The organism is Nonomuraea cavernae, assembly GCF_040655715.1.
Taxonomy (GTDB): domain Bacteria; phylum Actinomycetota; class Actinomycetes; order Streptosporangiales; family Streptosporangiaceae; genus Nonomuraea; species Nonomuraea cavernae_A.
Map to the genome: position 1 here is coordinate 178,183 of NZ_JBFAKL010000007.1, position 15,682 is coordinate 193,864.

At 72.2% G+C, this 15,682-nt stretch carries 13 protein-coding genes; 9 read left to right on the forward strand and 4 right to left on the reverse strand.

Going from position 1 to position 15,682, the window contains the following annotated elements; all coding sequences use genetic code 11:
• Window positions 1–26: 26 nt before the first annotated feature.
• From AB0I38_RS12910 to AB0I38_RS12925, 4 genes are all read right to left on the reverse strand, one after another.
• Window positions 27–2,216, reverse strand: coding sequence for a serine/threonine-protein kinase (locus tag AB0I38_RS12910; RefSeq protein ID WP_358466297.1), 2,190 nt, complete (start codon window positions 2,214–2,216; stop codon window positions 27–29).
• Window positions 2,217–2,371: 155 nt separating this feature from the next.
• On the reverse strand, window positions 2,372–3,754 hold the full coding sequence (locus AB0I38_RS12915; RefSeq protein WP_358466299.1) for a DUF1116 domain-containing protein: 1,383 nt from the start codon (window positions 3,752–3,754) through the stop codon (window positions 2,372–2,374).
• Window positions 3,751–5,088 carry an FdrA family protein gene (locus AB0I38_RS12920; protein ID WP_358466301.1) on the reverse strand — a complete coding sequence of 446 codons (1,338 nt, stop codon included), beginning with the start codon at window positions 5,086–5,088 and terminating at the stop codon, window positions 3,751–3,753. Before AB0I38_RS12920 ends, AB0I38_RS12915 begins: the two co-directional genes overlap by 4 nt.
• Before the next feature lie 8 nt (window positions 5,089–5,096).
• A complete protein-coding gene (locus tag AB0I38_RS12925) occupies window positions 5,097–5,948 on the reverse strand; it encodes a DUF2877 domain-containing protein (protein ID WP_358466303.1) in 852 nt (283 codons plus the stop codon).
• A 130-nt stretch (window positions 5,949–6,078) separates the two neighbouring features.
• Between AB0I38_RS12925 and AB0I38_RS12930 the strand changes: the two genes are divergently transcribed.
• The 9 genes from AB0I38_RS12930 (at window position 6,079) to AB0I38_RS12970 (ending at window position 15,627) form a co-directional block, all read left to right on the forward strand.
• Window positions 6,079–7,692, forward strand: coding sequence for a PucR family transcriptional regulator (locus tag AB0I38_RS12930; protein WP_358466305.1), 1,614 nt, complete (start codon window positions 6,079–6,081; stop codon window positions 7,690–7,692).
• An 11-nt stretch (window positions 7,693–7,703) separates the two neighbouring features.
• The gene (locus AB0I38_RS12935; RefSeq protein ID WP_358466307.1) at window positions 7,704–7,907 is read left to right on the forward strand and encodes an RNA-binding S4 domain-containing protein; all 204 of its coding nucleotides are present in this window, start codon (window positions 7,704–7,706) and stop codon (window positions 7,905–7,907) included.
• A gap of 146 nt (window positions 7,908–8,053) precedes the next feature.
• On the forward strand, window positions 8,054–8,698 hold the full coding sequence (locus AB0I38_RS12940; RefSeq protein ID WP_358466309.1) for an NYN domain-containing protein: 645 nt from the start codon (window positions 8,054–8,056) through the stop codon (window positions 8,696–8,698).
• Window positions 8,699–8,922: 224 nt separating this feature from the next.
• A complete protein-coding gene (locus AB0I38_RS12945; protein WP_358466311.1) occupies window positions 8,923–10,281 on the forward strand; it encodes a uracil-xanthine permease family protein in 1,359 nt (452 codons plus the stop codon).
• Window positions 10,278–11,150 (forward strand): FAD binding domain-containing protein, encoded by an 873-nt coding sequence (locus AB0I38_RS12950; RefSeq protein ID WP_358466313.1) that lies wholly within the window; start codon window positions 10,278–10,280, stop codon window positions 11,148–11,150. Before AB0I38_RS12945 ends, AB0I38_RS12950 begins: the two co-directional genes overlap by 4 nt.
• Window positions 11,151–11,159: 9 nt before the next feature.
• Window positions 11,160–11,636, forward strand: coding sequence for a (2Fe-2S)-binding protein (locus tag AB0I38_RS12955; protein ID WP_358466315.1), 477 nt, complete (start codon window positions 11,160–11,162; stop codon window positions 11,634–11,636).
• A gap of 4 nt (window positions 11,637–11,640) precedes the next feature.
• Window positions 11,641–13,989, forward strand: coding sequence for an aerobic carbon-monoxide dehydrogenase large subunit (gene cutA, locus AB0I38_RS12960; RefSeq protein WP_358466317.1), 2,349 nt, complete (start codon window positions 11,641–11,643; stop codon window positions 13,987–13,989).
• 18 nt (window positions 13,990–14,007) lie between these two features.
• Window positions 14,008–15,096 carry a leucine-rich repeat domain-containing protein gene (locus AB0I38_RS12965; protein ID WP_358466319.1) on the forward strand — a complete coding sequence of 363 codons (1,089 nt, stop codon included), beginning with the start codon at window positions 14,008–14,010 and terminating at the stop codon, window positions 15,094–15,096.
• Window positions 15,097–15,177: 81 nt separating this feature from the next.
• Entirely contained in the window at window positions 15,178–15,627 is a 450-nt protein-coding gene (locus AB0I38_RS12970; RefSeq protein ID WP_358466321.1) for a hypothetical protein, read from the forward strand.
• The last annotated feature ends 55 nt before the right edge of the window (window positions 15,628–15,682 follow it).

Sequence of the window (15,682 nt, forward strand, 5' to 3'; positions counted from 1 at the left end):
GCTCCCGTGACCGCTTCTCCTGGAGGTCAGGTGGTCTGGCGGAAGGTGTCGAGGAAGACCTTGCGGTTCTTGGCCTGGTCGTCCCAGGTCAGCTCCGGCATGTCAAAGGTGATCTTGTACGCGGTATTGTCGTCGATCGTGACGTACCTGGTCAGCGCGTGCATCGGGACACCGTTGGGCAGCGTGTAGGTGTACTCCCAGTCGGCCGCCTTCCAGGTGCGGAACTGGGCCGCCTGCAACTGCACCTGGATGTAGCCCTCCCGGCCGCCGTCCGCCTCCTCCCTGCCCAGTTCGGACAGGCCGCCGTCGGGCTGCGGAGTCGCCTGCTCCACCAGGATCCGCAGGCCCGAGTCCTTGGGCCCGGTGAACATGGCCTCGCCGCTGGACGTCGTCAGCTTCCAGCCGCCGGGGACCCCCGCGGAGAAGCCCGGCGGGGTCTGCTCGGTGTAACCGTCGGGCACGGCCGTCTGCCGGAGCGGCTGGGCCGACGCGGTCTCGCTGGTGGCGAGCGGGGCGCTCACGACGGGCTCCGGCGAGCCGCGGGAACCGATGAGCGCGATGGCCACGGCCACCGTCCCCACGGCCGCGACGGAGGCGAGGACCAGGCGGGCCGTCGGCCGCCCGTCCCGCACCCAGGAGTTGCCCTCGTCCTCGCTGGGCCTGCGCCTGCTCCTGGTCAGCCGGTCGGGAGCGCTCGGCAGGGCGGCCAGGCGGCTGCGCGGGACGTCGCGTGACAGGTCGCGCGCGTGGTCGCGGAGATCGTCGTCCGTGGCCAGCGGCCAGGGAACGGCCCGGCTGTCGGTGGTCAGCGGCAGGATCGGCTGGGGCCCTGGCTTGCCGCCCCGGCCGGGGTTCCGCACCGGGTGCGGGCCCGAGGGGCCGCCGAGCTCGTCGGGCGCCAAAGCCGAGTACGGGCCGGATGGTCCGCCGAACGGAGGGAGGGCCGGGTCGTTCAGGTTCGTCGGCCCGCCGAAGGGTGGCGGGGCCGGGTCGTGCGGGCCCGATGGTCCGCCGAAGGGGGGACGGGCGCCGGGCGCGGGCTCCGGGAACCGCTGCGGGCCGGAGGGCGACTCGGGCTGGCGCAGCGGCCCCGAGGGACTGGTGAACGCGTCGAACCCGTCCGTCCGGGGCGGGAACTGGCCGCCCGATGTGCTCGACATCGCGTCGTACCCGTCCGGGGGGCCGCTCGCCGGGTCGTACGGCACGCGTACCGGCCCGGACGGAGTCTCCACGATCCGCGAGGGCATCGGCCCGGAGGGCGGGTCGAACGGCGGCAGCAGCGCCATCGGCGTCGAGTCGGCCTGCGTGGGCAGGGAAGGCTGCGTCTCGGGCGTGCGTGGCCGGACGGACCCGTGCGCGTGCAGCACCCGTTCGAGCGCCTCGCTCACCTGCTCGGCGGTGAGCCGTTCGGCCGGGTTCTTGCGCAGCAGCCGCTCGATGATCGGCAGCAGCGCACCGGCCCGCTGCGGCCTGATCGGGTCCTGGGTGAGCACCGCGCCCAGCACGGCGATCGCGTCCGGCCCCTCGTACGGCGGGCGCCCCTCCACGGCCGTGTACAGCGTCGCGCCGAACGACCACAGGTCGGCCGCCTGCGTGATCGGCTGGCCGGACAGCCGCTCCGGCGGGACGTACGCGGGCGAGCCCATGAGCAGCCCGGTCTGCGTGATCGTGACGTCGCCCTCGATGGCGGCGATGCCGAAGTCGGTCAGCACCACCCGGTCGGCGGTGAGCAGCACGTTGCCCGGCTTGATGTCACGGTGCAGGATCCCGGCGGTGTGCGCGTGGCGCAGCGCGTCGAGCACCCGGATGCCGATCTCCGCGGCCTGGATCACGGGGAGCGGGCCGCTCTGCCGTACGGCCTGCTCCAGCGACCAGGCCCGGACCAGCTCCATGACGATCCACGGCCGGCCGTCCTCCTCGACCACGTCGTGCACGGTGATGATGCCCGGATGCGTCAGCCGCGCCGCGGACCTGGCCTCGCGCAGCATGCGGCGGTGGGCGACCTGCTTGCCCGTGGTGTCGAGCCCGTACGGCAGGATCAGCTCCTTCACCGCCACGGCCCGGTCGAGCAGCACGTCGTGCGCGTGCCACACCATGCCCATGCCGCCCCGGCCGACCGGCGACATCAGCCGGTAGCGCCTGCCGATCAGGCGGCCCTGGCTCTGCGACGCGTTCCCCTCCGCGCCCGGCCCGCTGAGTACGCGGTCGGCTGCCATCTCCGCCCCCATCTCCAGCATCTTCCGTCACATGCGCCGCGCCAACTTCCAGATTATGCGGTTCGCCACGATATATGCAGTTCGTTGAAGAACGGAAGCGGGAACCCCGCCTGACAATAGGCATTACGCAGCGAAATGCAGATCATCAATAATGATCACTGAACGGAATCGGCAAGCGCCGCCAACGCCCTCGTGAACGCCTCGGCGGGCGGGTTCACCAGGCCCGCGCCGACCTGCCCGGTGCCCGCCACACGGCCCGCGATGCCGGTGTTCACCACGGGCAACAGGCCTGTCCGGGCCACCAGGGTGACGTCGATGCCGACCGGCGTGCCGCGAAAGCCGAGCCCCGGGATCTGGTAAACGGGATGTTCGGCCAAAGTGATCTCGTACATCGACCGGGTGGCCGCGATGGCGTCCGACACCTCGCCGCCCACGAACCGCACGATGGCCGGGGCCGCCGCCATCGCAAAACCGCCCAGACCCGACGTTTCGGTGATCGTGGAATCGCCTATGTCTGGATTGGCATCGGCTGGGCCGTATGCGCCGAGATAAAGCCCGTCCGGCACGCCCGCCGGCCCGGTGAACCACCGGTCGCCCAGCCCCGAGACCTGCACGCCGAAGTCGGTGCCGTTGCGCGCCATGGCGACCACCAGCGACGAGCCCGGCACGTCCCGGGCCGCGTCGGTGCTCACCTTGCCCGCGGCCATGCCGGCGTTGAGGAAGAAGTGGTCGTTGCCGTTGACGAAGCGCAGCACCTCGGCGGCGTGCTCCCGAGCCGCGTCCACCACGGCCGGGGCCAGCTCCCGCAGCAGCAGGGAGGTGGCGGCCCGATTGCGGTTGTGCAGCTCGTCGCCCATCTGGAGCGCCTGCGCGATGAGGGCGCGCAGGTCGATCGGGCCGGTCAGCTCGATCGCCGCGGACAGCACCGGGCCGAGCACCCGGTCCATCCAGCGCAGCCGGTCGAGGACCTCGGGCCCGTACGCGCCATAGCGCAGCACCTTGCCCAGGCCCTCGTTGAGCGAGCAGTAGGCGAGGCCGCCGTGCTCGGCGTCACGCACCTCGAACATCCACATCGACGGACTGACCACACCCGCCATCGGGCCCACGGTCCGGTGCCCGTGGCACGGCTCCAGCCGTACGCCGCCGGACTCCAGCAGCGAGCGGGCGCCGTCCTCGTCGTGCGCGTACCCCTCCAGCAACGTCGCGCCGATCAGCGCCCCGCGCATCGGCCCCGACGCGCGCTCCCAGTCGACCGGCGGACCGGCGTGCAGGAACGTCCGCCCGCCCAGGTCCAGCACCTCCGACGCCCGCCGGACGGCCACCAGGTGCGGCCGGGCCGAGGTCAGCCGGGCGACCGCGCGTTCGTTCGCGGCCATCCGGCGGGGATCGGCCAGCACCCTGGCCAGGGCGTCCGCGGTGCCGGGCAGAGGCGGCCGCCACTCCACCGGCGTCGTGGCGACGGCCTGGGCCTCCAGCGCCTCCTGGAGCAGGCCGGCGCCGACCGTGATCACGTGCGGTGGGCCGGAGAGAAGCGTCAAGTCAGGTCCCTGGCGTGGCGGGCGGCATGGGCGTTGGAGGTGAAGACGGAGGCCCCGGCCTCGCGGAGCGCGGCGGCCTGGCGGTGCAGGTCCTGGGGGTCGCCCTCGGTGCCGACCAGCGCGACGACGACGGTCGCCGGGCAGCGGGCGATCGCGTGGGCGAACGAGGCGGCCGGATCGGGGTCGGCGGCATGGCCGAGCACCACGTCCATCAGCACCACATCGCCGGGCGCGGCCTTCGCCAGCGCCTCCAGCCGCAGCGCCGGGTCGATCATCGGGTGGGCACGGCCCAGCGTGTAGGCGTCGTCGCCGTAGTCGACGAACTCTCCCCGTCCCACGATCAGCCGCGCCTCCGCGCACAGCGTGCCGCCCGAGTAGACGCCCCGCACCGTGCCGGTCACCGCCTTGCCGGACCATCCGGGCCAGGCCGGCCATTCGGGCACGGACCTGCCGAGCGCCCGCAGCACCTCCTCCGTCGCCTCGGTCAGATCACGCTCGCCCAGCAACGCGGACACGACCGGCGTGCGCAGGCTCTCCACGACCTCTCGTACGGCCCGCGCCACCTCGGGGGCGGGCGGCTTGGAGACGAGGACGATCAGCTCGGTGGCCGGATCGTCGTCGAGCATGCGCAGCGCCCGCACCGTGGACAGGCCGCCCACCTCGGCCGACAGGTCCCTGCCGCCCACGCCGAGCACGTGGCTGACGCCCGTTCCGGCCAGGTCCAGCAGCGACGTCACCTGCTGGGCGCCGGTGCCGGACGCTGCGACCAGGCCCACCGGGCCCGGACGGAGCACGTTCGCGAAGCCGAGGCCCGCCCCGGCGATCACCGCCGTGCCGCAGTCGGGTCCCATGACCAGTACGTCCCGCTCCTCGGCCAGCCGTTTGAGCAGCACCTCCCGCTCCACGGAGACGCCGTCGCTGAAGACCATCACCGGCAGGCCGGCGTGGACGGCGTCCAGCGCCTCGGCGAACGCGTGCTCGCCCGGCACCGAGACCAGCACCACGTCCGCCGGCCGGCGGGCGGCCGACCGGGTGGTGAGCGGCGGCTGGTCCGCCGCTGCCTGGGGCCGGGAGCTCGACAAGGCCACCAGCTGGCGGTCCAGCTCGCGGGCGGCGGCTTCCACGTCGTGGCCGCGGATCGCGACCAGCAGATCGGCCGGGCCGGCCGCGGGCAGGTCGAAGCGCAGGTCGCGGGCCAGGGCGAGGTTCAGCTCCGTCGCCATGGCGACGATCGCCACCTCCGTGCCGGGCAGCTCGGTCAGTGCCCTGCTCACCCGCATGAGTGCCACCGAGTCGTGATAAATCCCGCTACGCACCATCACGACCTCGCCCACGCCGCCGCTCACGCGGGACCGCGCAGGGCGAGGACGCTGGAGAGGCCGATCGCGATGCCCTGCGCCAGGTCCGACCCGGACGTGTGCCCGAGGCGGTGCAGCCGCCGCACCGCCGGCTCCAGAGCCTGCCGCCCGGCGAGCCCGCGCAGCACCGCGATCACCTCGGGGCTCGCCTCACCCCGGGCCGCGCAGTGCAGGAGCGTCGCCGAGATGGGCGTCGTACGGGTGCGGGCGTCGTAGGTGACGGTCGCCGCCAGCCAGTCGGCCAGCCACACCGCGCGCTCGGTGCCGGTGCCCCGGCCCAGGTGCCGCAGCGCCACCAGCAGCCCGGCGAGCACGTCGTCGCCGCTCGGCGTGAGCCCCGGCCCCAGGCCCACGAGCTGTTCGGCCGCCGTCATCACGCCCAGCAGCCAGCCGCGGGCGCAACTGGTGGCCAGCAGGTCGACGGCCGCGTTGCCGGCCAGGCCCGGACTGCCCACGGTCAGGCGGGGAGCGGCCTGCTCCAGGCGTACCGGATCGACCTCGCCGAGCGGCGGCGCGGGATCCCACCAGCGGTGCGCCCGCAGGCTCAGCCGCCCCAGCTGGACGCAGCCGTCACCCACCCAGCCCTCGTCACCGACCGTGACGTGCGGCAGGTCGGCGGTCAGCAGCACCGAGTTGGGCAGCCGGGTCGCCGTGCCCGTGATCACGGCGATCACCGACGGCTCCACGTCTGACCTGACCTCGAGATACACGCCCGTGGAGAACGCGGCCAGCACCCGGGCCGGTGAGCGCGGCGCCTCCAGCACCGGCCGTACCGCCGAGCTCGCGGCCCCGGTCACGTGGGTATGGGGCCGTCTCGCATGAGTACCGACGGTCACCGGACCTCCTTACCGACCTTGGACCTGACCGTAGAACGGCCTGCCAACCCTCCGTACGGAGAAATTTGCCAACAGTGCGCGGGAAGGTTGGCTCTTCCTGACAGACCGGCTATGGGGTCACAATCTCCACATGGAACCCCCCGTCCGCCTCGCCAGCACCGGAACGATCATTCACGGCGTGTCCGTCGGGGAGGTGCTCGGCGTCTCGACCCTCGCCGAGGCCCGGCTGATCGCGGGGGAGAACGGGCTGGGCCGCATCGTGCAGCGCCTCAACGTCATGGAGGTGCCCGACGTCCTCGCCTGGGTCAAACCGCACGAGCTGCTGCTCACCACCGGCTACCCGCTGCGCAACACCCCCCAGTCGCTCGGCCGGCTCGTCGCCGACCTCGACGAGCGCGGCCTCGCGGCGCTGGCCATCAAGCTCGGCCGCTACGTGGACGAACTGCCCGCCGAGATGGTGGAGCAGGCCGACCGGCTCGGCTTCCCGCTCATCCTGCTGCCGAACGACGTCGGCTTCGACGACATCCTCAACCAGGTGCTGACCGACATCCTCAACCGGCAGGCCGCGGTGCTCGCCCGTGCCGAGGAGGCGCACCGGGCGCTGGTCCAGGTCGTGCTCGCCGGGGGCGGGCTGAACGAGGTGACCGAAGGGGTGGCCGGGCTGCTCGACGTGGCCGTCGCGGCGGTGGACGGCGGTGGCCGGGTGCTGGCCACGGCCGGGCCGTCCGACCACGTGGCGGCGTTGCGCGAGTCCATCGGCCGCGAGGGCCCGGCGGTGGGCGCGGTCCGCGTGGCCGCGGGCGGCCGGGGGCGCGAGCTCGCCTCGGTGCCGGTCGTGGCGGGCGGGCACCACCACGGCCGCATCGTCGCCTACAGCCCCGCGGGCTGCATCCGCGACAGCGACGTCGGCATCCTCGAACGCGCCGCCACCGTCGCCGCCCTGGTCGTCACCCGGCAGGAGGCGGTCAACGCGGTCGAGAGCAAGTACCGCGCCGACTTCCTGCGCGACGTCCTCACCGGCCGCGCCGGCAGCGCCGACCGGGTCACCGCCCGGGCCCGGGCCTTCGGCTGGGACCTGGAACGACCGGTGACCGTGCTCGTCGCCGAGCTCGACCCCGACGGCGACGAGCGCAGCGCCCAGGACCGGCTCGTCGCCTGCTGGACCGCGGCGATGCGCCGGCACGACCCGCGCGGTGCGGTGGCCGGGTTCTCCCACGAGGTCGTGGCGGTCGTGGACGCCGAGGTCGACGCGGCCAGGGTGGCCAAGGACGCCGCCTCCGCCTTCGCCGACACACCGCCCGCCACGTTCTCGACCGGCACCTCCCGGCCGTCACCCGGCGTGGGAACCCTCCCCGAGGCGTACGCGCAGGCCCTCAAGGCCGCCCGGGTCGGCCGCCAGCTGCACGGCGCCGGCGCGGTCGCCCACTTCGACCAGCTCGGCGTCTACCGGCTGCTGTCGCTGGTGAACGACACCGACGAGCTGCACGCCTTCGTCCGCGAGACGATGGGCCCGCTCGCCACCGACGACGACGCCGAGAACGCCGACCTGCGGCGCACCCTCCAGGTCCTCCTGGAGACCAACCTGAACGTGGCGGAGACCGCCCGGCGGCTGCACTTCCACTACAACACGCTGCGCTATCGCATCGGCAAGCTGGAACGCATGCTCGGCAACTTCACCGACGACCCCCACCTGCGGCTCAACCTGACCCTGGCGCTGCACGTGCTGCGGATGCGGGGCATCTAGGCTTGGCCCTCGTGGACTTCGAACTGCGCTCCGACTACATCCCGCTGTGCGACCTGCTCAAGTACTGCGGGATCACCGAGACCGGGGGCCTGGCCAAGCATCTGATCGCCGAGGGCATGGTGCTCGTGGACGGCGAGGTGGAGCTGCGCAAGACCTGCAAGATCCGCTCCGGCCAGCTCGTCTCGGGCGACGGCTTCGCCATCCGGGTGCGGTGACCTTCACGGAAAGTGGCGATGGCGTTACTCGCCGTTGACTATACTCGAACATGTGAGCGAAAAGAAACGGCCCCCGGAGCCGGGGGCCGTAGAGCCCGGGAACGTAGCCCCGGGCGTTGATGACTCCATGTTAGGGGGCTATCGCCTTGGGTGACAAGCCGAACGGAGAGATGGCGCGCGTCGGGGTCTATGTCGACGGCTTCAACCTCTATTACGGGCTCAGGCTGCTGAGCCGTCGCCGCGACCTCTGGCTCGATCTGGGCGAGTTGGCGCGCAACCTGCTGCGCAGCGGGCAGAGTCTGGAACATGTCACCTATTTCACCGCGCTGGTCCGGGCGGATCCTCTCGCGGTGGCCCGCCAGCGGGCCTACCTGGCCGCGCTGCGGTGCCATGGCACCGAGGTGGTGCTGGGGAGGTTCCAGGAGCAGGTGAAGCGGTGCCGGGCGTGCGGTGCCACCTGGCGGTCCTATGAGGAGAAGAAGACGGATGTGGCGATCGCGAGCGCCATGGTCGCCGACGTCGCTCTCGGGCGGGTCGACGTCGTGATGCTCGTCTCGGCCGACTCCGACCTCTGCGCGGCCGTCGAGCGAGTGCGCGAGATCGACGCGCGGCGTGGCGCCAAGACGAGGGTCGTCTCGGTCTTCCCTCCGGGCAAGAGCGCCGACGGTCTGCGCAAGTGCAGCGACGCGTGGTTTCCCCTGGGCGCGGCCGTCGTACGGCGGTCGCAGTTGCCGGAGGTGGTGGCGGGGCGGGACGGGGCGCGCTATCACCGGCCGCCGCACTGGAGCTGAGACGGACCCCCATTTTCGGCCCGGCAGGACGGCTGGGAGCCGTCTCACCGGCTCGCATGGGCGGAGTGAGTGACGGGAACGCTGGTCAGGAAAGCGAATTTGGCAGATCATGCCCGTGTAGAAGTGGGGAAACGGGCCTAATCTGCCCGCAATGGTTTAGTACCGCCGCGGAGGAGCCTGCGGGGCGGCCACCTGTCCGACGGCCCGGCTGATGAGGGGCTTTCATGGTTTTCGGCTGGACCAAACACGGTGACGGTAAGCATCTGGCTCCCGGTGAGGTGGTCAGACCGGACGAGCGGCTGAGCTGGCCGCGCATGATCGGGTTCGGGGCGCAGCACGTGGTCGCGATGTTCGGCGCCACGTTCGTGTTCCCGCTGGTGATGGGGCTCAACCCGAACACCGCGATCATGATGTCCGGGGTCGCGACGATCCTGTTCCTGCTCATCGTCAAGGGAAAGGTGCCCAGCTACCTGGGCACGAGCGCGTCGTTCGTCGGCGGGGTGCTGGCGATCAGGGCGCTGTTCGGCGGCGACACGGCCGGGGCCGACGCCATCGTGACCGGCGCGATCCTGGTCGCCGGGTTCGTGCTGGCGCTGTGCGGCCTGGCCGTGCACTTCCTCGGCGTCGGCATCATCCACAAGATCTTCCCGCCGGTGGTCACCGGAGCGGTGGTCATGCTGATCGGGTTCGGCCTGGCGTACGTGGTGGCCGACTTCTACTGGCCGCAGGACCAGTGGCTGGCACTGATCACGATGCTGGTCACGTTCGTGCTGGTGGTGGCGTTCAAGGGGTTCATCGGCCGGATCGGCATCCTGATCGGGCTGATCGCCGGCTTCTTCCTCTCGTGGGTCGCCGACCGGCTGTTCGGCATGGTGCCGGCCTACGTCGACGGCGCGCTCACCATCGCGCCGCACTGGCGGGTGGACTTCTCGAAGATCGAGTCGGCCCCCCTGTTCGGCTGGCCCGACCTGCACGCGCCCGACTTCAGGTTCTCGGCCGTGCTGCTCGTGCTGCCGGCCGTCATCGTGCTGATCGCGGAGAACATCGGGCACGTCAAGGCCGTCGGCGAGATGACCGGCACCGACGTCGACCCGTACATGGGCCGGGCCATCGCCGCCGACGGCGCGGCCACCGTGCTCGCCAGCGCGGTCGGCGGCTCGCCCACCACCACCTACGCCGAGAACATCGGCGTCATGGCGGCCACCAGGGTCTACTCCACGGCCGCCTACTACATCGCGGGCGTCATCGCGATCGCGTTCGGCTTCAGCCCCAAGTTCGGCGAGCTGGTCTCCGCCACGCCCGACGGCGTGCTGGGCGGCGTCACGGTCATCCTGTACGGCATGATCGGGCTCCTCGGCGCCAAGATCTGGGTCGAGAACAGAGTGGACTTCGCCGATCCGGTCAACATGGTGCCGATCGGCGCGGGCATCATCCTGGCGATCGGACCGGTGAAGCAGATGATCAGCGGCGACTTCAGGCTGGAGGGCATCGCGCTCGGCACCATCGTGGTGGTGGGCGGCTACCACCTGCTGCGCGTCATCGCGGGCAGGCGGCCGGCGCCGGTGGGGAGCGACGCAGGGTGAAGCCGCCGCCGTTCGAGTACCACGCTCCACGCGACCTCGGCGAGGCGCTGCGGATCCTCGCCGAGGTGCGCGGCAAGGTGCTCGCCGGCGGCCAGAGCCTGATCCCGCTGCTCAACATGCGGTTGATGGCGCCGGAGCACCTGGTCGACATCAACCGGATCGAGTCGCTGGCCACGATCGAGACGACCCCGCGGGGCGTCACGGTGGGCGCGCTGGCCAGGCACAGCGAGGTGGAGCACTCCGGCGCCCACCAGCTGCTCGGCCAGGCGCTCCGGCTCGTCGCCCACCCCGTGATCCGCAACCGCGGCACGGTGGTGGGCAGCCTCGTGCACGCCGACCCGGCCGCCGAGCTGCCCGCGGTGCTGGCCGTACTCGGAGGTTCGGTACGGCTCGCGCGCGACGGCGCGGCGGCCGGCGACGCGCCGCTCGTGCGCGACGTGGGCGCCGCCGAGTTCTTCACCGGCCCCCTGGAGTCGGCGGTGGAACCGGGCGAGCTGGCCGTGTCGGCGTTCTTCCCGGCGTTGCCCGCGCGGACGGGCACGGCGTTCCGGGAGGTGGCCAGGAGACACGGCGACTACGCGCTGGCCGGGGTGTGCGCCGTGGTCACGCTGGACGACGACCTGCACGTCGGCTCGGCCCGGGTGGCCTGCGTCGGTGTCGGCCCGGTGCCGATCACGGTGGACGTGACCTCCGAGTGCGACGGCCGCCCGGCCGCCACGGTCGACTGGGCGGCGGTCACGCGGGCGGTGCGGGAGGCCACCGAGCCGGAGGGCGACATCCACGCGACGGCCGCGTACCGCCTGCGGTTGGTGGGCGTGCTGGCCGGGCAGGCGCTGAGAGAGGCGGCCCGCGAAGCCGCCGCGGACTGAGGGAGGGCAGTGGAGCACGAGATCACACTGGTCGTCAACGGCGGCGTACGGCGGGTGCGGGTCCCCGGGCGGCGGCTGCTGTCCGACTGCCTGCGCCACGACCTGGGCCTGACCGGCACCCACGTCGGCTGCGAGCACGGGGTGTGCGGATGCTGCACGGTGCTGCTGGACGGTCTGCCGGTGCGATCGTGCCTGACGTTCGCGGTGACGGTGGACGGGCACGAGATCACCACGGTGGAGGGGCTGGCCGGGCCCGACGGGCTCTCGCCGGTGCAGCGGGCGTTCGCGGAGTGTCACGGGCTGCAGTGCGGGTTCTGCACCCCCGGCTTCCTGTGCACGGTGACGGCGCTGCTGCGGGACAACCCCGCGCCGACCGACGACGAGGTGCGCGAGGGCATCTCAGGCAACCTGTGCCGTTGCACCGGCTACCAGAACATCACCAAGGCCGTTCACCGCGCCGCCGAACTGCTGGCCGAGGAGACGTGATCCAGTGACGACCAGGCTGTTCGGCGAGCCGGTGCAGCGCAGGGAGGACCCACGGCTGCTCACCGGCCAGGGCCGCTACCTCGACGACCTGGGCGCGGACGCGCTGGCCGTGGCGTTCGTGCGGTCGCCGCACGCCCATGCCCGCGTCCGCGACATCGACGTGACCGCCGCCCTCGACGTCGAGGGACTGGTCGCCGTCTACACCTGGGAGGACCTGCCCGAGCGGGTCGGACGCCCGCTGCCGCTGCTCATCCCGCACCCCGCGCTCACCCACGGCCGCACCGCCTACCCGCTGGCCAGGGAGATCGTCCGGCATGTGGGGGAGCCGGTCGTCATGGTCGTGGCCGCCGACCGATACCTGGCCGAGGACGCGTGCGCGCTGATCGAGGTCGACTACGAGCCGCTCAAGCCGGTGGTCGGCCTGGAGGAGGCGGCACACGGCGCGCGACTGGTGCACGAGGACGTGCCGGGCAACGTGGGCGCCCACCTGGTGCAGGAGGTCACCTCGGTCGCGGGCCTGAGCGCTCCCGAGGCCGTCGAGGCCGCGCCGCACCGGCTGTCGTTCCGGCTCGACATCGAGCGCAGCGCGAGCATGCCGCTGGAGGGCCGTGGCGTGCTGGCCCGCTGGGACGGCTCCGACCTGCGGGTCTACTCCAGCACCCAGACCTCCACCAGCGTCCGCATGGCGATCGCCGCCGCGCTCGGCCTGCCGCTGCCGCACGTCGAGGTGATCGCCCCCGACGTGGGCGGTGGCTTCGGCGTCAAGATCGTGCACCCGTGGCCGGAGGAGATCCTGGTGCCATGGGCGGCGATGCTGCTCGGCCGCGAGATCAAGTGGACCGAGGACCGCCGTGAGCACTTCGTCTCCTCGGCGCACGAACGCGGTCAGGTGCAGCACGTCACCGTGGGCTTCGACGACGAGGGGCGGGTCCTCGGCCTGGACGTGTCGATCCTGCACGACCACGGCGCCTACACGCCGTACGGGATCATCGTGCCGATCATCACCTCCACGCAGCTCCTCGGCCCCTACCGGATCGGCGCCTACCGGGTCGAGTTCAGCGCCATCTACACCAACACCGTGCAGGTCACCCCCTACCGGGGCGCGGGCCGGCCGCAGGGCGTGTTCTGCATGGAGCGGACGATGGACAAGATCGCCCGCTACCTGGGCAAGGACCGCACCGAGGTGCGCGCGGTCAACTTCATCGGCCCCGACGAGTTCCCGTACGACCAGAAGATGACCTTCCAGGACGGCCGGCCGCTCATCTACGACAGCGGCGACTACCCCGAGATGCTCCGCATGCTCAAGGAGCTGATCGGCTGGGACGACTTCCGGCGCGCCCCCGGCCGGGGCATCGGCATCGGCTGCTACGTCGAGGGCACCGGCGTCGGCCCCTACGAGGGCGGGCACGTGCAGGTCACCTCCGACGGCCGGGTGCACGTCTCGACCGGGCTCACCTCGCAGGGGCAGGGCCACGAGACGGTGTTCGCCCAGATCGCGGCCACCGAGCTGGGCGTGCCCATCGAGCGGGTCTCGGTGGTCACCGGCGACACGCGCAGGTTCGGCTACGCGGTCGGCACGTTCGCCTCCCGGGCGGCCGTGATGAGCGGCAACGCGATCGCGCTGGCCTGCCGCAAGGTCCGCGAGAAGGCGCTGCGCATCGCCGCCGACGCGCTCGAGGCCGACCCCGCCGACCTGGAGATCGCCGACGGCCTGGTACGTGTGCTGGGGGCGCCGTCGGCGTCGATCCCGCTGTCCACGGTCGCGGTGCTGGCCAACCCGCTGCGCTACGCGTTCGACGACGAGGCGGCCCGCGCCACCCAGTTCGCCGCCGCCGCCTCGCCGGACCGGCCACCGGTCGCCGAGGGCGACGAGCCGGGGCTGGAGGGGCGCGACTACTACTCGCCGATCAGGTCCACGTTCGCCTCCGGCATGCACGCCGCCATCGTCGAGACCGACCCGGACACCGCCGAGATCAGGGTGGTCCGCTACGCGGTGGTGCACGACTGCGGGCGGCTGATCAACCCCATGATCGTCGAAGGGCAGATCCACGGCGGGGTCGCCCAGGGCATCGGCGGCGCGTTGTACGAGCGGATGGTCTACGACGGGCACGGCCAGCTGCTCAACGCCTCGTTCATGGACTTCCTCATGCCGTACGCCACGGAGATCCCGCACGTCGAGACGGCCCATCTGGAGACGCCGTCGCCGCTGAACCCGCTGGGCATCAAGGGCGCCGGCGAGGCGGGCGTGATCCCGGTCTCCGCGGTGATCGCCTCGGCCATCGAGGACGCCGAGGGCATCGAGATCGACCGCATGCCGATCTCGCCGTCGGAGCTGTTCGAACTCCGCCAGTGATCATGGCAGGATCGCCGCATGACGGAGAGGTCCACGGTGGTGCGCCAGATACGGATCGGCGGCGAGGTGACGGAGCTGCGGGCGCCCGGCGCGGGTCTGACCGCGGTGCCCGGCACCCCGGCCGAGCTCGCCCGGGTACGGCTGATCGACCTGGCCTGGAACGAGCTGACCGAGCTGCCCCCGTGGGTCGGCGGCCTGCGGTCGCTGGCCGAGCTGAGGCTCGACGGCAACCGGCTGCGCGCCCTGCCCGGCCTCACGGGCCTGACCGCGCTGCGCGAGCTGCACCTCGACGGAAACCCGCTCACGACCGTCCCGGCCTGCCCGCCGCACCTCGAAACGCTCTTCCTGTACGGCAACGCGATCGAGACGCTGCCCAGCCACCTCCCCGCCGGGCTGCGGCACCTGTCGGCCGGCGGCAACCGGCTGACCGAGGTGCCCGGGTCACTGTGGAAGGCGGCCCGGCTGGAGTCGCTCAACCTGGCCGAGAACGAGCTCACCGAGGTGTCCCCGGACCTCGGCGGGCTGGACGGCCTGCGGATGCTCGACCTCGGGCACAACCGGCTCACCTCGATCCCGCCCGAGCTGGGTGACCTGCGCCTCACCGGCTACCTCTACCTGAGCGACAACCGCCTCACCGAGGTGCCCGCCGCGATCGGGCGGCTCGACCGGCTGGCCTACCTCAACCTCACCGACAACCGGCTGACGCGGCTGCCCGAGGCCCTGGGCGAGATGGCGTCGCTGGTGGAGTTGCGGCTCTACGGCAACCGGCTGGAGTCCCTGCCCGACGCGATCGGCCGTCTCGGCCGGCTGCGCGAGCTGCACCTGAGGGGCAACCTGCTGACCGCGCTGCCCGCCTCGGTCACCCGGCTCGGCGAGCTGCGCCATCTCGACCTGCGCGGCAACCGGCTCGGCGCGCTGCCCGCCGGGCTGGCGGGGCTGACCCGGCTCACCCATCTCGACCTGCGCGCCAACCGGCTCAGGACGCTGCCGGAGGACCTGGCCGGGCTGCCGGCGCTGGAGAAGCTGGACCTGCGCTGGAACAAGCTCGATGGAGATCAGGACGTCGTGCGTCGTCTCCGGGAACGTGGCTGTGTCGTCCTCACCTGAATCGGCCTGACCTGAACACGGGTCCGGGGTGAACTCGGTCCTCAGGTGAACCCGGGCCGCGAGGGCTGCGTATCTCGGCACATGACGACATTTCCACGTCTGGCCGCCTCTGCGCTGTTGCTGGTCGGACTCGTAGCCGCCTGCGCGCCCGATGGCGGCGGTGACGGCGGCGGTTACGCCGCCGCCGGCGAGCAACAGGCGGGGCAGCCCTCAGACGCGCCCAAGGAGAAACTCTCCGTCGAGCAGCTCTCCGCCAAGGTCGGCTGCAAGCCGCGGATGCAGGTCGACGCCGAGGACATCCGCACCGGCTACTGCAAGACCGAGGACGGCGAGTTCTTCGTCACCACGTTCACCAGCCAGGCGGGCAAGGACGCCTGGATGGACATCGCGCCGGAGTACAACCCGCATCTGGTCGGCAACCTGTGGACCGTGCTGTCCAGCCGCAAGGTGCTCGACTCGCTCAAGGAGCGGCTCGGCGGCGACCTCCACCTCAAGGACCACCGCACCAAGAAGATGGAGACCATCGGCTGAGGTCGCCCGACCGTCGGAGGGCGCTCAGTAGGCACCCGGGCGGACGATCATCAGA